This is a genomic window from Pseudomonas sp. LB3P25 (assembly GCF_054897985.1).
Genome location: NZ_CM142711.1, coordinates 4,962,783 through 4,983,866 on the forward strand (window position 1 = coordinate 4,962,783; position 21,084 = coordinate 4,983,866).

At 59.0% G+C, this 21,084-nt stretch carries 18 protein-coding genes, 5 tRNA genes and 1 pseudogene; 9 read left to right on the top strand and 15 right to left on the bottom strand.

The window, feature by feature from the left end; all coding sequences use genetic code 11:
- Nucleotides 1-30: 30 nt before the first annotated feature.
- The 8 genes from ACYZTW_RS22770 to gltX all read right to left on the bottom strand — a co-directional run bounded on the left by ACYZTW_RS22770 (nt 31) and on the right by gltX (nt 4,397).
- A complete protein-coding gene (locus tag ACYZTW_RS22770; protein ID WP_462001899.1) occupies nt 31-480 on the bottom strand; it encodes an acyl-CoA thioesterase in 450 nt (149 codons plus the stop codon).
- A gap of 48 nt (nt 481-528) precedes the next feature.
- The gene (locus ACYZTW_RS22775) at nt 529-1,362 is read right to left on the bottom strand and encodes an alpha/beta fold hydrolase (RefSeq protein WP_462001900.1); all 834 of its coding nucleotides are present in this window, start codon (nt 1,360-1,362) and stop codon (nt 529-531) included.
- A gap of 31 nt (nt 1,363-1,393) precedes the next feature.
- The gene (locus ACYZTW_RS22780) at nt 1,394-1,933 is read right to left on the bottom strand and encodes a TetR/AcrR family transcriptional regulator (protein WP_462001901.1); all 540 of its coding nucleotides are present in this window, start codon (nt 1,931-1,933) and stop codon (nt 1,394-1,396) included.
- A 183-nt stretch (nt 1,934-2,116) separates the two neighbouring features.
- Nucleotides 2,117-2,192 (bottom strand) — tRNA-Glu (locus ACYZTW_RS22785).
- Between the two features lie 80 nt (nt 2,193-2,272).
- Nucleotides 2,273-2,348 (bottom strand) — tRNA-Ala (locus ACYZTW_RS22790).
- 53 nt (nt 2,349-2,401) lie between these two features.
- Nucleotides 2,402-2,477: transfer RNA gene (locus ACYZTW_RS22795), tRNA-Glu, on the bottom strand.
- 79 nt (nt 2,478-2,556) lie between these two features.
- Nucleotides 2,557-2,632 (bottom strand) — tRNA-Ala (locus ACYZTW_RS22800).
- A gap of 283 nt (nt 2,633-2,915) precedes the next feature.
- Nucleotides 2,916-4,397, bottom strand: a complete 1,482-nt coding sequence (gene gltX / locus ACYZTW_RS22805) for a glutamate--tRNA ligase (protein ID WP_283183830.1) — start codon at nt 4,395-4,397, stop codon at nt 2,916-2,918.
- A gap of 218 nt (nt 4,398-4,615) precedes the next feature.
- Between gltX and ACYZTW_RS22810 the strand changes: the two genes are divergently transcribed.
- Both ACYZTW_RS22810 and ACYZTW_RS22815 read left to right on the top strand, forming a co-directional pair.
- On the top strand, nt 4,616-5,665 hold the full coding sequence (locus tag ACYZTW_RS22810; RefSeq protein ID WP_462001902.1) for an HlyD family secretion protein: 1,050 nt from the start codon (nt 4,616-4,618) through the stop codon (nt 5,663-5,665).
- Complete coding sequence (locus tag ACYZTW_RS22815; RefSeq protein WP_462001903.1) at nt 5,655-7,205, top strand: MDR family MFS transporter; 1,551 nt, start codon at nt 5,655-5,657, stop codon at nt 7,203-7,205. The genes ACYZTW_RS22810 and ACYZTW_RS22815 overlap by 11 nt, the downstream gene beginning before the upstream one ends.
- Before the next feature lie 102 nt (nt 7,206-7,307).
- On the opposite strand, the gene uvrB is transcribed toward ACYZTW_RS22815, so the two are convergent.
- Nucleotides 7,308-9,323: an excinuclease ABC subunit UvrB gene (gene uvrB, locus ACYZTW_RS22820; protein WP_462001904.1), complete on the bottom strand. Its 2,016-nt coding sequence runs from the start codon at nt 9,321-9,323 to the stop codon at nt 7,308-7,310.
- A gap of 352 nt (nt 9,324-9,675) precedes the next feature.
- Here uvrB and ACYZTW_RS22825 point away from each other — a divergent pair, with 352 nt between their 5' ends.
- On the top strand, nt 9,676-10,872 hold the full coding sequence (locus ACYZTW_RS22825; protein WP_462001905.1) for an amino acid aminotransferase: 1,197 nt from the start codon (nt 9,676-9,678) through the stop codon (nt 10,870-10,872).
- Nucleotides 10,873-11,107: 235 nt separating this feature from the next.
- Complete coding sequence (locus ACYZTW_RS22830) at nt 11,108-11,308, top strand: hypothetical protein (RefSeq protein ID WP_462001906.1); 201 nt, start codon at nt 11,108-11,110, stop codon at nt 11,306-11,308.
- On the opposite strand, the gene ACYZTW_RS22835 is transcribed toward ACYZTW_RS22830, so the two are convergent.
- Nucleotides 11,305-11,535 carry a hypothetical protein gene (locus tag ACYZTW_RS22835; RefSeq protein WP_008007186.1) on the bottom strand — a complete coding sequence of 77 codons (231 nt, stop codon included), beginning with the start codon at nt 11,533-11,535 and terminating at the stop codon, nt 11,305-11,307. The two genes, ACYZTW_RS22830 and ACYZTW_RS22835, sit on opposite strands and share 4 nt — an antisense overlap.
- A gap of 227 nt (nt 11,536-11,762) precedes the next feature.
- Between ACYZTW_RS22835 and ACYZTW_RS22840 the strand changes: the two genes are divergently transcribed.
- Nucleotides 11,763-11,838, top strand: a tRNA-Asn gene (locus ACYZTW_RS22840).
- A gap of 178 nt (nt 11,839-12,016) precedes the next feature.
- On the opposite strand, the gene ACYZTW_RS22845 is transcribed toward ACYZTW_RS22840, so the two are convergent.
- Nucleotides 12,017-13,534 (bottom strand): nucleobase:cation symporter-2 family protein, encoded by a 1,518-nt coding sequence (locus ACYZTW_RS22845; RefSeq protein ID WP_462001907.1) that lies wholly within the window; start codon nt 13,532-13,534, stop codon nt 12,017-12,019.
- A 256-nt stretch (nt 13,535-13,790) separates the two neighbouring features.
- Between ACYZTW_RS22845 and ACYZTW_RS22850 the strand changes: the two genes are divergently transcribed.
- Together ACYZTW_RS22850 and ACYZTW_RS22855 are read left to right on the top strand one after the other, a co-directional pair.
- A complete protein-coding gene (locus ACYZTW_RS22850; RefSeq protein ID WP_462001908.1) occupies nt 13,791-14,072 on the top strand; it encodes a BrnT family toxin in 282 nt (93 codons plus the stop codon).
- Between the two features lie 3 nt (nt 14,073-14,075).
- Nucleotides 14,076-14,408: a BrnA antitoxin family protein gene (locus tag ACYZTW_RS22855; protein WP_462001909.1), complete on the top strand. Its 333-nt coding sequence runs from the start codon at nt 14,076-14,078 to the stop codon at nt 14,406-14,408.
- A 65-nt stretch (nt 14,409-14,473) separates the two neighbouring features.
- Here ACYZTW_RS22855 and ACYZTW_RS22860 read toward each other — a convergent pair whose 3' ends face one another.
- The 3 genes from ACYZTW_RS22860 to ACYZTW_RS22870 form a co-directional block, all read right to left on the bottom strand.
- A complete protein-coding gene (locus ACYZTW_RS22860; RefSeq protein WP_462001910.1) occupies nt 14,474-15,301 on the bottom strand; it encodes an arylamine N-acetyltransferase family protein in 828 nt (275 codons plus the stop codon).
- 112 nt (nt 15,302-15,413) lie between these two features.
- The gene (locus tag ACYZTW_RS22865; protein WP_462001912.1) at nt 15,414-16,208 is read right to left on the bottom strand and encodes an exodeoxyribonuclease III; all 795 of its coding nucleotides are present in this window, start codon (nt 16,206-16,208) and stop codon (nt 15,414-15,416) included.
- A 99-nt stretch (nt 16,209-16,307) separates the two neighbouring features.
- Nucleotides 16,308-18,878, bottom strand: a complete 2,571-nt coding sequence (locus ACYZTW_RS22870) for a bifunctional diguanylate cyclase/phosphodiesterase (protein ID WP_462001913.1) — start codon at nt 18,876-18,878, stop codon at nt 16,308-16,310.
- A gap of 236 nt (nt 18,879-19,114) precedes the next feature.
- On the opposite strand from ACYZTW_RS22870, the gene ACYZTW_RS22875 reads away from it, so the two are divergent.
- The gene (locus ACYZTW_RS22875; protein ID WP_462001914.1) at nt 19,115-19,687 is read left to right on the top strand and encodes a GNAT family N-acetyltransferase; all 573 of its coding nucleotides are present in this window, start codon (nt 19,115-19,117) and stop codon (nt 19,685-19,687) included.
- A gap of 49 nt (nt 19,688-19,736) precedes the next feature.
- Entirely contained in the window at nt 19,737-20,075 is a 339-nt protein-coding gene (locus ACYZTW_RS22880; RefSeq protein ID WP_462001915.1) for a hypothetical protein, read from the top strand.
- A 73-nt stretch (nt 20,076-20,148) separates the two neighbouring features.
- Here the strand turns inward: ACYZTW_RS22880 and ACYZTW_RS22885 are convergent.
- Nucleotides 20,149-21,084: pseudogene (locus ACYZTW_RS22885) on the bottom strand (DUF1254 domain-containing protein); the annotation flags it as partial.

Consider the following 21,084-nt stretch of genomic DNA (forward strand, 5'->3'; position numbering starts at 1 on the left):
GCCGCCTTCGCGAGCAGGCTCGCTCCCACATTAGATTTTGGTCGTATCCAACATCTGCAACGCCGGGCCGTAGCCGTCGATAAACTCTGTCGGCATGCGCTTGGGCTTGCCGGTCGACAGCTCGATGCAGACAAAGGTGGTTTGGGCTCGCAGCAACGTGGTGTTATCGCTGGGGCGCTTCAACTGGAAGTGTCGGGTCATTTTCAGACGCTGGTCCCAATCGACGATCCAGGTCGCCAATTGCAACTCATCGCCTTCATAGGCGGCTGCCAGGTAATCGATCTCGTGCCGCACCACCGCCATCGCCCGATCCAGCCGACGATACTCGACCAGATCCAGGCCAAGTCGCTGGGAGTGGCGCCAGGCACAGCGTTCGAGCCAGGTCACGTACACCGCGTTGTTCGCGTGACCCAGGCCATCGATGTCCTCTGCGCCGACTTCCAGATCAATGATAAATGGTGTTGCCCGATCCCAGCCCATGCCCCACTCCCGGTCAGAAAATTTTCACCGGGGCAGTGTAACGGATGCTCAGGCCGATTGGCGCGCTTGCAGACTGCGACCGGCCAGCAGCGAGAGAACACCTTCGATCACCCGAGGGTCAGCCAGAACCCGTTGATGACCACCCTCTTTCAGGCGCAGTAAACGGCTGTCGAACCAGGCTTCGTTGATCAGCTGCGATTCCTTGACCGGAACGTAGCAGTCATCTTCGGCGTGAACGATCAGACCGGGCATGTCGAGCTGATAGTGCGCGACATCCAGTGCCGCAGCGCGCATGCCGACGTCTTTCTCGACCTGACGAATGAACGCCGAACGAGCCTTCGGTGGCAGCCGCACGTAGCGGGCAAAACCGCGCAACACGCCGAGAATCCGAGCAGGTGCGGCGATTGTGACCAGGGTTTCGGTGCGCAAGCCCAACTGAACGGCGAGCATGGCACTGGCGCCGCCCATGGAGTGACCGATGACCGCTTGTAGCGGCGGCAACTCGGCAGCGGCTTCAAGCATGGCTCGGGCGAACAGCACCACATTGGCTTCGCGACCCGGCGAGCGACCGTGGGCCGGGCCGTCCAGCGCAACCACGGTGTAACCGGCATCGACCAGCGCGGTGATGAGAGTCGCAAACTGCGTCGGCCGACCTTCCCAACCGTGCATCAGCAACACCGCAGGGCCTTGCCCCCAACGCAGCGCCGAGAGGCCGAAGCGCAGGGTGATTCGCTCGGACTTCGCCAACAGCGGCAATTCCCAATCACGCGGCGGCAGTTCCCGCGGTGTCATGAATGCCAGTCGCATTTTGCTCGCAACCAGTTTCGGTGCGAACCAGCCCAAGGTGCCATTAACGCCACGAACCCACTTCAACGTGCTCATCGCTCTCACTCCTCAGACTAATGCCTTTAGGTCACAGCACCGCAGACTTGGCGGCGCGCAGCAATCGATCGGACAATTCTCCCGGCCCCAACGCGCGAGCCAAAGCCAAACCACCGACCATCAAGGCCATGTCGGCCAAGGCTTTATCGGTGTCTTCCGGGCTGGCCGCCAACTGCGCGACCATCATTTCCACATGCTCATTCAGCGCCACACGAAATTCGTCCGGCAGACGACCCAGCTCACCGACCGAAGCCGGAATCGGGCAGGCTGACTCAGAGGAATCACGGTGTTTGCGCGACAGGTAAAACGCAGCAACCAACGCACGACGCTCTTCGCCGGTCAATTCGGCGTCCATGTCGGCGATCAAGCCACGACGCTGATCCAGCAGTTGCTTGAACGCTTCCAGCATCATCGCGTCCTTGCTTTCGAAGTGCGCATAGAAGCCACCGACGGTCAGGCCGGCCGCGCCCATCACTTCGCCCACGCTCGGTTCGGCCGGGCCGCGCTGAATCAGCGCTGCGCTGGCAGCCTTGAGGATGCGTTCGCGGGTTTGAGCTTTTTTATCGTTCATCGTTGCCTCCGAATATTACGACTAGAATATTATTCTCATAATAATTTTCCGCAAGTCGTGGATGTGACCGCTGGTCTGAAGAACAGTTTGAAAGAATTAGGGGATTTGGCCAAACGCCAGACAAACAAAAGGGCCATTCAATAATTGAATGACCCTTATAAAATCCCGCAGAGCGGGTAATCGTGGCGTCCCCTAGGGGACTCGAACCCCTGTTACCGCCGTGAAAGGGCGGTGTCCTAGGCCACTAGACGAAGGGGACGCAAAACCTTCTATACAACTGATCAGTGCTGAGAGCTGATCGATTCAAGGCCGGTGTGGCCAGACCTTGAACTGTAAAATTGGTGGAGCTAAGCGGGATCGAACCGCTGACCTCCTGCATGCCATGCAGGCGCTCTCCCAGCTGAGCTATAGCCCCGGATTTTTCGCCTCGCGGCGGAGCGACATCTTGCAACATCGCTTCTGTAAAACTGGCGTCCCCTAGGGGACTCGAACCCCTGTTACCGCCGTGAAAGGGCGGTGTCCTAGGCCACTAGACGAAGGGGACGCAAACCCTTCTATACACCTGATCAACGCTGAGAGTTGATCGCTTCAAGGCCGGTGTGGCCAGACCTTGAAGTGTAAATTGGTGGAGCTAGACGGGATCGAACCGTCGACCTCTTGCATGCCATGCAAGCGCTCTCCCAGCTGAGCTATAGCCCCTCATCGCTGAGGACGGGGCGAATCTTAATGGCGCATCGGAAAGCTGTCAAACTTATTTTTAACAATTTCCAAAATTTTTTGTCGCCATAACAATCACTTACCGCCCTCCCCCGTAAATCCGGGGGTGTATCCGTTCCTGTAGCAGCTGCCGCAGGCTGCGTTCGAGTGCGCAGCACTCGTCATTCGGCAACCATGTCCTTTCAGACAAATGCATATCAGCCATTGAGGGCCGCTGCGCAGCCCAACGCAGCCTTCGGCAGCTGCTACAGGGGGACGGTGTGAATCAGGCGATGTTGCCCAAGAGTTTTTCCCACTCCTTGTTTTCCTTCTTCGACACGCCACCCAGCAAGTCGATCGCCTGGCGCAGACGGAAACGGGTCAGGTCCGGGCCAAGGATTTCCATCGCATCGAGCACCGATACCGAACTGGCCTGACCAGTGATCGCGGCAAACATCAGTGGCATGGCATCACGCAACTTCAGTTCCAGGGATTCGACCACCGCTTGAATGGTTGCGGTGATGCTGTCCTTCTCCCACTGGCGCAAGCTTTCCAGCTTCCACAAAATCAACTGCATCAACTGACGCACCTGATCACCCGACAGTTTCTTGGATTCAAACAGTTTGGCGTCCGGGTTCACGCCACCGGCGAAGAAGAAACCGGCCAGCGGTGCGACCTGGCTGAAGGTTTCAACCCGACCCTGCACGTGCGGCGCGATCTTCATCATGTATTCCGGGTTCAACGCCCATGTTTGCAGGCGCGAAGCGAACTCTTCCACCGGCAGGTCACGCAGCCATTGGCCGTTGAGCCACGACAGCTTCTCGATGTCGAAAATCGGCCCCCCGAGGGAGACGCGGCTCAGGTCGAAGTGGTCGACCATTTCCTGCAGCGAGAACTTCTCGCGCTCGTCCGGCATCGACCAGCCCATGCGACCGAGGTAGTTGAGCATCGCTTCCGGCATGAAGCCCATGCGCTCGTAGAACGTCACCGAGGTCGGGTTCTTGCGTTTGGACAGCTTGCTCTTGTCCGGGTTACGCAGCAGCGGCATGTAGCACAGCTCGGGTTGTTCCCAGCCGAAGTATTCGTACAACAGAATCAGTTTCGGCGCCGATGGCAGCCACTCTTCGCCACGCAAAACGTGAGTGATGCCCATCAGGTGGTCATCGACGACGTTGGCCAGGAAGTACGTCGGCAGGCCGTCGGTCTTCATCAGCACTTGCATGTCCATGCGATCCCACGGGATCTCGACGTCGCCACGCAGCATGTCCGGCACCACGCAAACGCCTTCGCTCGGCACTTTCATGCGGATCACGTGCGGTTCGCCGGCGGCCAGGCGACGATCGACTTCTTCCTTGGACAGCAACAGCGCACGGCCGTCGTAACGTGGGGTTTCGCCGCGGGCCATTTGCTCGGCGCGCATCTGGTCGAGTTCTTCAGCCGTACAGAAGCACGGGAAAGCGTGGCCCATTTCGACCAGCTGCTGGCAGTACTTCTGATAGATGTCGCCACGCTCGCTCTGACGGTAAGGACCGTGCGGGCCGCCAACGTCCGGGCCTTCGCTCCAGTCGATGCCCAACCAGCGCAGGGCGTCGAAAATCTGTTGTTCGGACTCGCGGGTCGAACGCAATTGGTCGGTATCTTCGATCCGCAGGATGAACTCACCGCCGTGCTGCTTGGCAAAGCAGTAGTTGAACAAAGCGATGTAAGCGGTACCTACGTGGGGATCCCCGGTAGGCGATGGCGCGATGCGAGTGCGGACGGTGGTCATGGCAAGTCTCGAAATGAAGATAAAACAAAGGGCGAATGGTAACAGGCGTTGCCCGCCCGGCTCCAGTGAGCAGGGCATTTAAGCCAAGGTTGCGTCTACAACGGGCTCTAGCCTCGGTGAATGGCCGATTATCAGCCGATGGCATTTACCCATCATTCGCTGTATGCCAGATTCGACCGCTGATAACTTCCTTACAATTTCTCGACTACAGTCTGCCCATGCCTGCCCAACTCAAGCGTCGCCTGTTTACTTTCCTGCTGCTCGTCCTGCTAGTAGCCGGGGGCTTTTTCGCCCAGTGGTTTTTCAAGGGGCGCTTTTATGAAAGCACCGACAACGCTTATGTCCAGGGCGAGATCACCCGCGTGTCGAGCCAATTGGGCGCGCGCATCGATCAGGTGCTGGTGCAGGACAACCAGCACGTCGAGAAAGGCCAGTTGCTGATCAAGCTCGAAGGTGATGACTTCCACCTTGCCGTCGACCGCGCCAACGCCACCCTCGCCACCCGCCAGGCCGAACGCCTGCAAGCCCAGAGCAAACTCACTCAGCAAGCCAGCCTGATTGCCGCCAGCGACGCGCAAGTCGCGTCCAGCCAGGCCAGTCTCGGTCGTTCGCAGATCGATTTGTCCCGAGCCCAGACCTTGCGCAAACCTGGCTATGTCTCGGAAGAACGGGTGACCACCCTCTCCGCCGATAACCACATCGCCCGCTCGCAAGTGACCAAGGCCCAGGCGGACGCCCAAAGTCAGCGCCAACAAATCAACTCCCTGGCCGCCGAGATCAAACGCCTCGACGCCATGATCGCCAACGCCAAAACCGATCTGGCCCAGGCCGAGCTGAACCTGACCCGCAGCGAAATCCACGCGCCCATCAGCGGCCTGATCGGCCAGCGCGCTGCCCGTGAAGGCCAGTATGTGCAGGCGGGCGCCTACCTGATGTCGATCGTCCCGGATCAGGACATCTGGATTCAGGCCAACTTCAAGGAAACCCAGATCGGCCACATGCAGCCCGGCCAAACAGCCGAACTGACTTTCGATGCGTACAGCAACACGCCCATCGACGCGCGGGTAGACAGCCTGTTCGCCGCCTCGGGCGCACAGTTCAGCCTGTTGCCACCGGACAATGCCACCGGCAACTTCACCAAAGTCGTACAACGGATTCCGGTAAAACTGACCTTCGCCGCGGACAATCCGCTGCAAGGCAAGATTCGTCCGGGCATGTCGGTCACCGCCAAAGTGAACATCGAAGACGCCCCTGACGATGGCCGGTGATCAACTGATCCGTCCGGCCGGCGAACCGACCCGGCGGGACTGGATCGCGGTAATGAGCGTGATGCTCGGCGCCTTCATGGCGGTGCTCGACATCCAGATCACCAACTCGTCGCTCAAGGATATTCAAGGCGCGCTGTCGGCCACCCTGGAAGAAGGCTCATGGATTTCCACCTCGTACCTGGTGGCGGAAATCATCATGATCCCGCTGACGGCGTGGCTGGTGCAGCTGCTCTCGGCGCGACGGCTGGCAGTGTGGGTGTCCCTCGGATTTCTCGCTGCCTCCCTGCTCTGCTCCATGGCGTGGAGCCTGGAAAGCATGATTGTCTTCCGCGCCTTGCAGGGCTTCACCGGCGGCGCGCTGATCCCGCTGGCGTTCACCCTCACGCTGATCAAACTCCCCGAGCACCACCGCGCCAAAGGCATGGCGATGTTCGCCATGACCGCAACGTTCGCGCCCTCCATCGGCCCGACGCTGGGCGGCTGGCTGACCGAGAACTGGGGCTGGGAATACATCTTCTACATCAATATTCCTCCAGGGCTGATCATGATCGCCGGTCTGATGTACGGCCTGAAGAAGAAAGAAGCCCACTGGGAACTGCTGAAAAGCACCGACTACCTGGGCATTCTCACGCTGGGCGTCGGCCTCGGTTGTTTGCAGGTGTTTTTGGAGGAAGGCCATCGCAAGGACTGGCTGGAATCGAGCCTGATCGTGACCCTGGGCAGTATCGCGCTGATCAGCCTGATCACCTTTGTGATCGTGCAGACGTCCAAACCCAATCCGCTGATCAACCTCGGCATCCTGCGCAATCGAAACTTTGGTTTATCGAGTATTTCCAGTGTCGGGATGGGAGTCGGATTGTACGGCTCGATCTACTTGTTGCCGCTGTACCTGGCACAGATCCAGAACTACAACGCCTTGCAGATCGGCGAAGTGATCATGTGGATGGGTGTGCCACAGCTGTTTCTGATTCCGCTGGTGCCGAAGCTGATGAAGTACGTCTCGCCAAAATGGCTGTGCACGTTGGGTTTCGGGCTATTTGGATTGGCGAGTTTTTCATCGGGCGTACTGAACCCGGACTTCGCCGGGCCGCAGTTCAATCAAATCCAGATCATCCGCGCGCTGGGCCAGCCGCTGATCATGGTGACCATTTCGTTGATCGCCACAGCGTACATCCTGCCGCAGGACGCGGGGTCGGCGTCGAGCCTGTTCAACATCCTGCGCAACCTCGGCGGCGCGATTGGCATCGCCCTCCTCGCCACGCTGCTGGATGCGCGAACCAAGACTTACTTTGATTATTTACGTGAAGCGATTGTGCCGACCAACCCGCAGGTGGCTGAGCGGATGGCGTCTTTGACGGATCGGTTTGGCAGTGAGACGGCTGCGCTGGGCAAGCTCAGTGAAATTGCGCATCAGCAGGCGTCGATCATGGCTTACAACGATGCGTTTCACTTTGTCGGGATTGCGCTGGGGATCAGCATGCTGGCGGTGTTGCTGACCAAGGCGTTGCCGGCGGGATTGAAGGCCGGGGAAGCACACTAAACCGAGGCGCCCCTTTCGCGAGCAGGCTCGCTCCCACAAGGTCCAGCGTAATCCCTGTGGGAGCGAGCCTGCTCGCGAAGAGGCCCTCTCAGGCGCTAGAGATCAAACAGTGATCAACCGCTCCCGCAGCTTGCCAATCTCATCGCGCATCTGCGCCGCTGCTTCGAATTCGAGGTCGCGGGCGAGCTGGTACATCTTCTCTTCCAAGGCTTTAATGCGCTTGGCGATTTCACCTGGCGAGCGCAATTCCGCTTCGTACTTGGCGTTTTCCTCGGCGACCTTGGCCATGCCTTTGCGCTTCTTGCTGCGCGAGCCCGGCACGGTGGCGCCTTCCATGATGTCGGCAACGTCCTTGAACACGCCCTTGGGCGTGATGCCATTGGCCAGGTTGAAGGCGATCTGCTTGTCGCGACGACGCTCGGTTTCGCCGATCGCCCGCTCCATGGAACCGGTGATGCGATCCGCGTAGAGAATTGCCCGACCATTGAGATTTCGCGCCGCGCGGCCGATGGTCTGGATTAGCGAGCGCTCGGAACGCAGGAAGCCTTCCTTGTCCGCATCGAGGATCGCCACCAGTGAGACTTCCGGCATGTCCAGGCCTTCACGCAGCAGGTTGATCCCCACCAGTACATCGAAGGTACCCAGACGCAGATCGCGGATGATTTCGACCCGCTCAACGGTGTCGATGTCCGAGTGCAGATAACGCACCCGCACGCCGTGGTCGGCCAGGTAATCGGTCAAGTCTTCGGACATGCGCTTGGTCAGCGTGGTGACCAGCACCCGTTCTTCCAGCGCCACGCGCTTGCCGATTTCCGAGAGCAGATCGTCGACTTGCGTCAGCGCCGGACGGATTTCGATTTGCGGGTCCACCAGACCAGTCGGACGCACCAGTTGCTCGACCACGCGACCGGCGTGTTCCGCCTCGTAATTGCCCGGTGTGGCCGAGACAAAAATCGTCTGCGGGCTGATGTTTTCGAACTCGTCGAAGCGCATCGGCCGGTTATCCAGCGCGGACGGCAGACGGAAGCCGTATTCCACCAGCGTCTCTTTACGCGAGCGGTCGCCCTTATACATGGCGCCGACCTGCGGCACGCTAACGTGAGATTCGTCGATCACCAGCAAGGCGTCGGCCGGCAGGTAGTCAAACAAAGTTGGTGGCGCCTGGCCGGACTCGCGGCCCGACAGGTAGCGCGAGTAGTTTTCGATACCGTTGCAGTAACCCAGCTCGAGGATCATCTCCAGATCAAAACGGGTGCGCTGCTCCAGACGCTGGGCTTCCACCAGTTTGTTGTTGGTTCGCAGGTAGTCCAGGCGCTCCTGCAACTCGACTTTGATCCCTTCGACGGCACCCAGCAGGGTTTCTCGCGGGGTTACATAGTGGCTTTTCGGATAGAAGGTGAACCGCGGCAGCTTGCGGATCACTTCACCGGTCAGCGGATCGAAGGCGGACAGGCTCTCGACTTCGTCATCGAACAGCTCGATGCGGATCGCTTCGAAATCGGATTCCGCCGGGTGGATATCGATCACATCGCCACGGACCCGGAAGGTCGCACGGGCAAACTCCATGTCGTTGCGGGTGTATTGCAGGTCTGCCAAGCGACGCAGCAACGCACGCTGATCGAGCTTGTCGCCGCGGTCCACGTGCAGAACCATCTTCAAATAGGTTTCCGGACTGCCCAGACCGTAGATGCACGACACCGTGGTGACGATGATCGCGTCTTTGCGCTCCAGCAGTGCCTTGGTCGCCGACAATCGCATCTGCTCGATGTGATCGTTGATCGAGGCGTCTTTCTCGATGAACGTATCCGATGACGGCACGTAGGCTTCGGGCTGGTAGTAGTCGTAGTACGAAACGAAGTATTCGACCGCGTTGTTCGGGAAGAACGCCTTGAACTCACCGTACAACTGCGCGGCCAGGGTCTTGTTCGGCGCCAGCACCAGGGTCGGACGCTGAATCTGGGCGATCACATTGGCGATGCTGAAGGTCTTGCCCGAGCCGGTCACACCGAGCAACGTCTGGTGCGCCAGCCCGGCTTCGATGCCCTCGACCATCAGGCGGATGGCTTCCGGCTGATCGCCGGCGGGCTCGAAACGGGTGACTAGCTGGAATTCAGACATGAAATACCTCTCGGTTTTCGAAGCAGGAGTCGCGCCTTGTACGGTCACACCGGACAGCAACGAGAAAGACCGCAAACGACCGATGTCGCCCGAGGAAAAAACTGGATTGTGCTCAATGTGGCGTCGATTGCCCGCGCTTTCAAGGCAAACGTCCTACATCGGGTAAAACCTTTGACGATACCAATCGACTAACGGTCGAAAAATAATCGGAAAAACTTACGCTAAAAGCTGATTCGTCTGTCGCCATCGCTCGCGGATGGCCTCTATACTAGCTCCCCGTTTGTGCACCGCTCTAGTGCATTCGGCTGGAGCGCGACACGTCCCTCCACTCTCCATTCAGAGCCGCCGCAAAATGAGCCTGTTCTCCGCTGTCGAAATGGCACCACGCGATCCAATCCTGGGCCTCAACGAAGCATTCAACGCCGATACCCGTACCAACAAGGTCAACCTGGGGGTCGGTGTTTACTGCAACGAGGAGGGGCGAATTCCACTCCTGCGCGCCGTTGTCGAAGCCGAGACGATTCGCGTCGCTCAACACGCTTCCCGTGGCTACCTGCCAATCGATGGTATTGCCGCCTACGACCAGGCCGTGCAAAAGCTGCTGTTTGGCAATGACTCGCCACTGATCGCCGCTGGCCGCGTCATCACCACCCAAGCCGTTGGCGGTACTGGCGCGCTGAAAATCGGTGCCGACTTCCTCAAGCAATTGCTGCCGAACGCCGTCGTGGCGATCAGCGACCCGAGCTGGGAAAACCACCGCGCACTGTTCGAAACGGCCGGTTTCCCGGTGCAGAACTATCGCTACTACGACGCCGCGACCCACGACGTTAACCGCGCCGGCCTGCTGGAAGACCTGAACGCCCTGCCGAACGGCTCGATCGTTGTGCTGCACGCGTGCTGCCACAACCCGACCGGCGTGGACCTGAGCCCGGCGGACTGGAACAACGTGCTGGACGTGGTGAAAGCCAAAGGTCACGTGCCGTTCCTCGACATGGCCTACCAGGGCTTTGGCGATGGCATCGACGAAGACGCCGCGGCTGTACGTCTGTTCGCTGAATCGGGCCTGACCTTCTTTGTCTCCAGCTCGTTCTCCAAATCCTTCTCGTTGTACGGCGAGCGCGTGGGCGCCCTGTCGATCGTCAGCGAATCGAAAGAAGAAAGCGCGCGCGTGCTGTCGCAAGTCAAACGCGTGATCCGCACCAACTACTCCAACCCGCCGACCCACGGTGCAAGCATTGTCGCCGCTGTTCTGAACAGCCCGGAACTGCGTGCTCAGTGGGAAGAAGAACTGGCTGAAATGCGTCTGCGGATTCGCGGCATGCGCATCCAGATGGTCGACCTGCTGGCGAAAAACGCGCCACAACGTGATTTCAGCTTCGTCGGTCGTCAGCGTGGCATGTTCTCCTACTCCGGCCTGACGGTTGAGCAAGTGACCCGCCTGCGCAGCGAGTTCGGTATCTACGCCCTGGACACCGGCCGCATCTGCGTGGCCGCGTTGAACCAGAGCAACATCGACGTTGTGACCAAGGCCATCGTTGCGGTGATCTGAGTCGTCGAGCGGTAAAAAAACGGGAAGCCCTTGGGCTTCCCGTTTTATTTGCCTCAGATAATTCCCAGCGCAGCGAACGACCGCTCTAGACTGCACGCAGATCAAATGTGGGAGCGAGCCTGCTCGCGAAGGCGTCGTGTCAGCCAACATCAATGTTGAATGTAATACCCCCCTTCGCGAGCAGGCTCGCTCCCACAGGTTTTATGTACACCCCGAAATTCTGACGAGAGCCCACATGAAAAACGATGACCTACGCGCCGACCGCGATGAGCTGGACCACTTCGCGCCTCGCACCCCGGCCAAACGCAGGAGTAACCTGGTGATGCAAGTCGCTGCTGGCGTGTTTCTCGGCGGCCTGGCCTTGTGGCTGGTGCAACTGGCCGCAACGATGCTGTACGCCAAACTGATGCTCGCCACCGTCACCTTCGGCGGTTAGGCCAGTTCGGTTGCGCGCTGGCTGGCAGCGTCGTCATAGGCGACGTAGAGCGATTCGGCGACCTGGCTTTTGATGGCCTTGGTGCTTTCCAGGCCCAGGACAAACCCTTCGGCCTTGCCACCGGCACGGTTCAATTCGTCAGCGGTGCTGGCCTGAGTGATTGCGTCGAACAGTTTTTCGGCGTGAGGGCCGACGCCTTTGGGCAGGCTGATCTGAGCGATGCTCATGCGAACACCCCGTTGTGGCGAGGTGTGTTGGTTGGGTGATTCATGGCGCGTACCTTTTCGGCGAATGGCCGGCAGCGCGTGTAACCACTTCCGGGCGGCCATGGTAGACCTCTGAGGCGATTCTGGTAACCGCCCACGGTCGATAAACCACCGTCCGTCCCCATGAACCCGTCAAGTTGCTAACAGGTGCTTGACTTCTCTTTTTGAATCAGTAACATACACGCCATTCCGCGATAGCTCAGTTGGTAGAGCAAGTGACTGTTAATCACTGGGTCCCTGGTTCGAGTCCAGGTCGTGGAGCCAGACAGCAATATCGAAAAGCCCCTGAATCGAAAGGTTCAGGGGCTTTTTTGTGGCCAAAAGATCGCAGCCCCGCTTCACTCGACAGCTCCTACAGAGAATTGCGTTCCACTGTAGGAGCTGTCGAGTGAAACGAGGCTGCGATCTTTTGATCTACCAGCCTTTTAAGCGAATACAACTGTCAGACATGCTCACTGCTTTTGGCATGAGCCGCTCGATGCTCGCTCGACTCATGGCCCGCCTCCACCACCGGAATCTCATTCCCGTCGCAGTCACGCAGTTTGCCTTCGCTGAAATAATCCCCTTCGCGCAACGCTGCCAGATCCTGATAACGCAGGACGCGCTCAGTACCGGCCGCGAACACCGACTGTTGATCCGAGTTACCGGCAGTGAGGTGGTTGAAGGTCAGGTTCAGCACGATGGCCATGATCGCCGAGGAGCTGATGCCAGAGTGGAAGATCGTCGCGAACCAGCTTGGGAAGTGGTCGTAGAAATTCGGCGCAGCGATGGGGATCATGCCGAAGCCGATGGAGGTGGCGACGATGATCAGGTTGACGTTGTTTCGGTAGTCGACCTTGGACAGCGTGCGAATACCGCTGGCCGCCACGGTGCCGAACAGCACGATACCGGCGCCGCCGAGCACCGAGGTCGGCACAGCGGCGATGACCCGGCCCATAAACGGCAGCAAACCGAGGATTACCAGAAACAAACCACCGGTAGCGACCACGAAGCGGCTCTTGATGCCGGTCACCGCCACCAGCCCGACGTTCTGGGCGAAGGCGCTTTGGGTGAAGGAGCCGAAGATCGGCGCGATCATGCTCGACAGCATGTCGGCGCGCAGGCCGTTGCCCAGGCGTTTGGAATCGACCTTGGTGCCGATGATTTCACCCACCGCCAGGATGTCGGCTGAGGTTTCCACCAGGGTCACCATCACCACGATGCACATCGACAGGATCGCGGCGAAGTGGAAGGTCGGCATGCCAAAGTGGAACGGCGTCGGGAAGCCGAACATCGGGCCTTGAGTGACGGACGAGAAGTCTGCCATGCCGAGGAACACCGCGATCACCGTACCGATGACCATGGCCAACAGGATCGACAAACGAGAGATGGTCGCGCTGCCGATCTTGCTCAACAGCAGCACCAGCACCAGCGTCACCGCCGCCAGACCAATGTTCGCCATGCTGCCGAAGTCCGGGGCATGGCTGTTACCACCCATGGCCCAGCGTGCAGCCACTGGCATCAGCGTCAGGCCGATGGTGGTGATCACAATGCCCGTGACCAGCGGCGGGAAAAACCTGGTGATTCGCGAGAACACCGGCGTGATCAACAGGCCGATCAACGACGCGGCAATCACCGCCCCGAGAATCGATTGAAACCCGCCCTCCCCGCCGCTGCTGACAATCGCCACCATCGTCGCGACGCCAGAGAACGACACGCCCTGTACCAGCGGCAATTGGCAGCCGAAAAACGGTAAACCCAGGGTTTGCAGTAATGTCGCCAAGCCCCCCGCAAACAGTGAAGCAGCAATCAACAAACCGATGTCCGCCGGCGAGAGCCCGGCAGCTTGGCCGATGATCAAAGGCACCGCGACGATGCCGCCGTACATGGTCAGAACGTGTTGCAGGCCGTAAGCCATATTCGCGCCGACCCCGAGATTTTCATCCTCAGGCCGTTGGTGTGAAACATGGGGCGTTTTCATGGTTTGGGGGGTTCCCTGGTTTTTGTTGTGCGCACACTGTATGCAAGACTCAAGACAAATGTCTATAGAGTTGTATACAACCAATCAGTCAGATTATGGACACGTGTCCATGCGGTCCTTTTCCTGAGCAGCCTCTCCCCTCCAAAAACTTTTGAAATACATCCTTCCTTTGCCTCCTCCCTCGCCCGCTAGTCTTTGCAGTTCCAAGCGACCGCCGGCACGGACGCCTCTCGCTTATACATATAAAGTATGCATAATGAAGCCATTCGAGATTCAGTATCACAAGGCAAAGAACGCAGCTAACAAATTAAAGCATCAAGGGATCAGCCTCGCGGAAACGGAGGCCGTGTTTTATGACGAGAGAGCCCTCTCGTTGCAAGACAACCATCACGATGAGCAGCGGTGGATCATCATGGGGCTGGATGCCAAAGGTCGTTTGTTGGTCGTTGCGTACACCTATCGCGATCCGAATTTTGTTCGAATCATTTCTGCGCGCATCGCCACCAAAAACGAGCGTCGGAGCTATACAGAGGTTTGATCAATGAAAGACGAATACGACTTCAGCAATGCCAAGCGCGGAGCAGTTGCTTCCGGCAAAGGCAAAACCCGAATTACCATCATGCTGGATGATGTTGTCATAGAGGCTGCTCGCTCTATGGCCGAGAGCGAGGGATTTGGCTATCAGACGGTGATCAACAACACCTTGCGCCAGGCCTTACTGACCGATAAAGGCAAAACGGCGGAGCCGGATCAGTGCACCGCTGTGGCGAACGCGGGACATTTCAAAGAAGGGATTACGTCCTCCGAACTGCGCAGTCTGGAGAAAAAACTCTCAGAGGTACTCAGCGAAATCCATCGAGTGATGGAGTCTTGATCCTGCCTCATGAGCACTGTCGAGCGATTCACGCCCGAGTGCCGCTGCGTGGTACTAAAGATGAGCTAGCTTGATTCAATCAGCCCTTCAAACACCCGCTTCAACCCCGCATGCACCGGCACCCGAATTCCGAACTCACGCTCCAGTAACCCGATCAACTCATCCACATCCGTCACCTGCCGCCGTTCAGTTTCACTGCCGATCCGATGAATCGCAAAACTGCCGTTGTTCAGCGTGCGCCGCCACCCTTCGCCGGTGCGCGCCACCATCAGTTGTCTGGCGAAAGACGATTCGGGATGAGTCGAGACATACCAATTGCCGACGGCGTAATCGATGTCTTCCTGGCGCTGCAAATCGAAAATGTACATCGCCCGCCATTCACCGGCGACGTTGGCGCGCAGGGTGTAGCCATCCTGGTGCTGTTCGATGCGATAGGGTTCGTGGGGGGTGAGCTGTTCGGCCGGGGTATCGAGCATCAGCGGTGCGGTGGGCACCATGCCGCCGAAGCCGACGTCGGTGATGTAGCGCACTCCGCTCAGGGTGACCAGGCTCAAGCGGTGCGTACGGGCTGTCCACGCGCCTTCGGGCTGGCCCATGACCACTCGGCCGGAAATTCCGCGAGCGTCGAAGCCCAGTGCCTGGAGCAAGGCCAGGAACAGGTTGTTGAGTTCGTAGCAGTAACCGCCACGACCGTCGTGCAGGACCTTTTGTTCGATGGACGGCAGGTCGATGAGTACTGGCTGGCCCGACAACGTGCTGAGGTTTTCGAACGGAAAGGCACCGGTGTGGCGCAATTGAAGTTGGTGCAGGGTTTCCAGGGTCGGCGCCGGCGGCGCGTCGAAGCCCAGGCGCTGCAGGTACAACGCAAGATTCGTCAGGTGTGTCTCGCTCATTGCTCAGTCCTTATGCAGAGGGCCGCGGATCTCTCCGCTGACGAGCGCCATGTATAAGGGAAAAAGCGGTTCGACCGACAATTGATTTAACCAATCGCCGCACACGCCAATATCAACGCCGCTTGCGCGAACTCAACCGAATCCACGTCGGCGCGTGATCGCTGGCATGCGGCTCGTTGCGAACCCAGGCATCGACTCCGGCCTCGTGCAGATAAGGGCTCAGCGCCGGGTTAAGCAACAGATGATCGATGCGCAGCCCGGAGTTTTTCTGCCAGTGCTGGCGAAAATAATCCCAGAAGGTATAGAGCCGATCCTCTGGATACAGATGGCGCAAAGAATCGGTCCAGCCCTGGGCCAGCAGGCGCTGATAACACTCGCGGCTTTCAGGTTGCAGCAACGCGTCCTTCAGCCAGGATCGCGGGTTGTAGATGTCCAGGTCGGTGGGCACCACGTTGTAGTCACCGGCCAGCACCACGGGATGCTCACTGGCCTGAAGTGTCTGCGCGTAATGGATCAGCCGTTCGAACCACGCCAGCTTGTAATCGAACTTCGGCCCCGGCTGCGGGTTGCCATTGGGCAGGTACAGGCAGCCCACCAAAATCCCATGCACGGCGGCCTCTAGATACCGGCTATGGGTGTCGCTGTCATCGCCCGGCAGGCCTCGACGACTCTCCAGCGGCTGCGCATCCCGCGCCAGAATCGCCACGCCGTTCCACGAAGACTGACCTTGCCAGATCGCGCCGTAGCCAGCGGCCTCAAGCTCGGCGGCGGGGAATGCACTGTCGATCGACTTGAGTTCCTGCAAACAAGCGATGTCCGGTTGCTCTCGCGCAAGCCAGGCCAGCAAGTTCGGCAGTCGGGCACGCATGCCGTTGACGTTGAATGTCGCGATTTTCAGGTTCTTCATGTTCCAACGCTCGCAACGCAGGATCGATATCCAGTTGTGACCGGGGGGGCACCCCGGCAGTTGCCTCTACGAGCGAGACAGGCGACTAAAGGCACGCCCCTACACTGGAAACTCGTCATGCGACGCCTTGAGCAATGGCAGCAACGCCTGCTTTTCCATAGGCCGACTCAAGTAAAAACCCTGCACCTCATTGCACTGGTCCGAGACCAGGAAGTCCAGTTGCTCCAGGGTCTCGACGCCCTCTGCCGTCACGGTCAGCCCCATGGCTTTACCCAGGTTGATGATCGCCTGCACCACGGCGCGGTCATTGCCGCCGCCGCTCATGGACGAGATGAAACGTTTGTCGATCTTGATCCCGTCGAACGGGTACGTGCGCAGGTAACCCAGGGACGAATAGCCGGTACCGAAGTCGTCCATGTTCAACCGCACGCCCAGCTCCTTGAGCGCATTCATGGTCGCCAACGCGCCCTCCACATCGATGAGCATCACGTTTTCGGTGATTTCCAGCTCCAGACGACTGGCCGGTAAACGGGTCTGGATCAATGCCTCCCTGACGTCCTCCACCACATCGCTGCGGGCAAATTGAACAGGCGACAAATTGACCGACACCATCAACGCACCGGGCCAGGTCAGGGCCGTTTCACAGGCTTCGCGCAACACCCAACGCCCCAAAGGCACGATCAGTTCAGTCTGCTCGGCCAAAGGGATAAACTCGTCGGGGCTCAACAGTCCCTGTTCCGGATGCTGCCAGCGCAGCAACGCTTCCACCGAGACGACCTGCTTGCCGCCCATGTTGTAGCGAGGCTGATAATGCATCACGAACTCATTGTTCTTGATCGCCCGGCGCAGGTCGTTTTCCAGTTGCCGACGGTGCTGGATCTGATCGTTCATATGCGGCGCAAAGTAGCACCAGGTCTTCTTGCCGTCGGATTTAGCCTGATACAACGCAATGTCGGCACACCGGATCAGCTCATTAGGGATGTGACCTTGACGCCGACTCAAGGCGACGCCGATGCTCGCGCCGATGTGCAGCGTGTGATGCTCGTAATGAATCGGCTGCTGCAGGCTCTCGAGCAAGCGCTCGCAGAACCGGTCGATTTCGGCGTGGCTGTCCATGCCGTTGAGCACCAGCACAAACTCATCACCACCGAGCCGGGCGACCAGATCTATGTCCCGCGTGCACTCGCGCAATCGGGTGGCCACTTCCAGCAGCACGGCGTCGCCGGCCGGGTGACCGAGGGAATCGTTGATCGGCTTGAAGTTATCCAGATCGATCATCAACAGCGCCAGCGCCGCCGAATGCCCTTTCTGCGCCAGGGCCTCATCGAGGAAACGCGCCAGTTTGTTGCGATTCGGCAGCCCCGTCAGGGCATCGTGCAACGACAGATGCTGGATCTGGGCATGGGCGGCGACTTCATCGGTGATGTCGCTGGCCGTTCCGCGATAGCCCAGCACCGCGCCCTTGCGATGGATCGGTCGTGCCGAAACCCGGCAAATACGCTGTTGCCCCGACTGATCGCGATAGGAGCAGCGCAAATGGCTGACGGGTTGTTCTTCATTGAGCTTATGCAGCCACAACGACAAGGGCAGCGTATCGCAATTGAGCAGTTGCCCGATGTCCTGCCCTATCCATTGCTGATCGGAAAAACCAGTGACGGTGGCGAAACGTCCTGACAGATAAGAGATGCAATGCTTGTCGTCGATCTCCCAGATCCAGTCGGAAGCAGCCTCAGCCACTGCACGAAAACGTTCTTCACTGGCTTCCAGCGCCTGGTTCGACAAATCGAGGTTGGTGTAGCTGGCATCCACGTGCCCGGACGTGCGTAAGACATACCGGAAAAAATAAGCCGTTAACAACGCCAGCACCAACAGCGCGCCGCCCAATGGCGGCAGCAGTGACCAGAGCAACTGATGACCCGGTTGCTCAAGTCGGGAAACCAGGCTGTAGCCGGTGTTCGCCAGTGCCACGGCTGGCCTGCCGGGCGAGATGGCGTCATCAGGTACCAGGTTTAAATCATGCAAGCCGTAATCGGCGCTCAAGGCGCTGAGCTTGTCAGGGCTTAATTGGTCGACGAACACCAGCACCGAGGTGCTTTGGGGGTCGGCCGCCGGCCTTTCGTCATTGGGGACGATCGCGGCAGCCGTCAGCAATGCCGGTTTGCCCTCGAACAGCGTGAACTGGCTGACGGGATCAATGAGGCTTTCCTGACTCTGGACAGCCTGTATCAGCGTCTCTATTGATGCCGAAAGATAGCGGGTCGCCGCCTCCTGCACCTGTAGCCCGCGCACCACTGCGTATTTGGTTTGCTGATGATCGACCACGAAGACGCCATCGTAGTGATCGATGCTGAACAAGGTTTTGCCCAGGTTCTGCTCGACGTAAGCCCATTGCACATCGACCTTGCCGTTCAAGTGGTCGTAGGCGGACGTCCAGTTTGCATAACTGGCGACGTAGCTTTTCGAGGCGGTGATGCGGTTTTCCAGCGCACGCTGGGTGTAAAAAGTGGTCTTGGCCAAGTCCTGGGTGTCCAGCCGCCCGGCAATGTTGAACAAGGCCAACAGGGCGATCAGCACACCCAGAACAAACAGCAAGCCGACGACAAACACCAGGTTGCGAGTGATCGGCGTATGACGGGGAGCGGCGACGGTGGTAATAGAGGTCATATCCATACACTTTCCTGTCAATCGATTGCCTGATCGGGATGCGACGCATCGCGATGCTTTGTTACCAGGGCACTGGCCGAACGCTCACTGACCATAGCAGCCATGCTGGGCCTTGGCGCCGGGATAACACAAGTCATTGCCGCAATTAAAGAGCCGTCCACACAACCCTTGCCAATCGACGGCCGCGGCCCTGTAATTGCACGCATCGCCCGCGTACCTTTTCATGCCGAGAATGCCTGCTCATGGACACACTGGAAGGTCAACGAATCAGCCTGCGCCCCCTGCAATTGATTGATGCTGATGCGCTGGTCAATGCCGCGCAGGACGGTGAACTGTGGAACCTGACCGTCACCGTTGTGCCCTCCCCGACCACCGTCGACAGTTACCTCAAGAAAGCCCTCGACGGCCGGGATGCCGGCACGGTGCTGCCCTTCGTCATCGTGCTCAAGGACACCGGCGAGGTCATCGGCTCGACGCGCTTCTGGAAAATCGACCGGCTCAACCGCAAGCTCGAAATCGGCAGCAGCTGGATCTGCGCCCGCTGGCAGAAAACCTTCGTCAACACCGAAGCCAAATACCTGATGCTGCAATACGCCTTCGAAACGCTGGATTGCGTGCGAGTGCAATTCACCACCGACGAAAACAACCAGCAGTCGCGCAACGCGATCCTCAGACTCGGCGCACAGCAGGAAGGCATCGTGCGCCACGAACGGATCATGCCGGACGGACGCAAGCGCAATTCGGTGCGGTTCAGCATCATTGATGATGAATGGCCGCAGGTGCGGCAGAACCTCGAACGGAAGCTGGCCGAATAAAACCTTCGCTGACACCTGCACGTGGACGACTCATCTTTGGAGACGCACCATGATGATCATCAAAATGACCTCGCTGTTATTGGCTGGAGTGCTGTGCGTCGCATCCATGGTCACACTTGCAGCCTCCGGCGATGGCGCTGACACCACCGGAACCAAGCCTGGCTCAACCGGCGGTTCGACAATGGCGCCCAACAACAACCTGGCCGAACCTTCAGGCGGACACAACGTTGACGGCGGTAATAGCGGGCCGGGCTCGTCGCGCGGCGGAAATGGTGGCAATGCCGGGAACAGCGGCTCCGGCGCGGGCGGCGGCACGGGGGCTGCTGGCGGCGGGACTGGCGGAGCCGGAGGCGGGACGGGCAGTTGGACGCGTAAAAGCAGCCGATGATTAGAGATCGTCGGCTGCTGTCAGTTGGGTACTCCCTCAAAACGCATGGTCAGATTGATCCACCCCTTCTGCTACCGTTGACCACGCGAGCGAGGGTTGGAACCTTCCACGTCATCAGTGTCTGCGCGTCTTCGGGCACGGTCTGAAGCGCTGCTTTGATTTCAGGCTCCAGCGCATCCATATTGAACGATTTTCCGGGTTCGATACCGATACGCTTCATCTGCGCCAGGATTGGTTGATCGGTGATGTGCGCAGGGTGCATTTTGAGCAATTGGACGGCGTAGGCGAAATAGTCGGCCACCGACATTGTGTCGACCTGAATCTTTGGCGGGGTCTTCAGGTCCTCGGTCGGGTCGTCTTTCACGCTGGCCGGCTCTGGGCTTTTACCCAGCAAGGACAACGGTGTCACGGTGTAGCCAGCCTGAATTTTGTGCAATGCCGCGTAGTCCGCGGCACCGTCAGCCTTGGTGCGGCCAATGCCCCAGACAAAGGGTGTAGGCGCCGGCAGATGGTTCAGCCCCGCAGGCACCGTCCCGGTCCAGTCCGGCGGTGTCACCAGAAACTGCCCCGCTTGTGTACCCGTAGTGAGCCAGCCCGGTGAGTCGAACACATCGGTCAACATGTCGAGCATCGGCAGCAAGTAGAAACGCCCGGCCGTATTGGGCGCTGCGATTACCAGCGGCTCTTTGGTCAAATCCAGCCAGGCAATGGAATACACGGTGTCGACGTCCGAGTGCACCACGCCGTTGAAGTCTGCGGGAGGATACTGCGGCACGCTGACAAAAGTATTCATCGGACCTTTACCGAATTCCTTGCCCGGTTCGATGTTGGTGAATTGCTTGCGGGTGATGTCCATGGTCAACAGCGGGTAAAAATAAAGGTAGGCATCCACGCCGATGGCGTGTGCTTCTTCGGCTGTGACTTTCGATTGAGCGTGGCTCGCGAGCGGAAAAATGGCGGTGACTGCAACGGTTAGAGCAACGGCTGTCAATGCTTGAGTAATCAACAT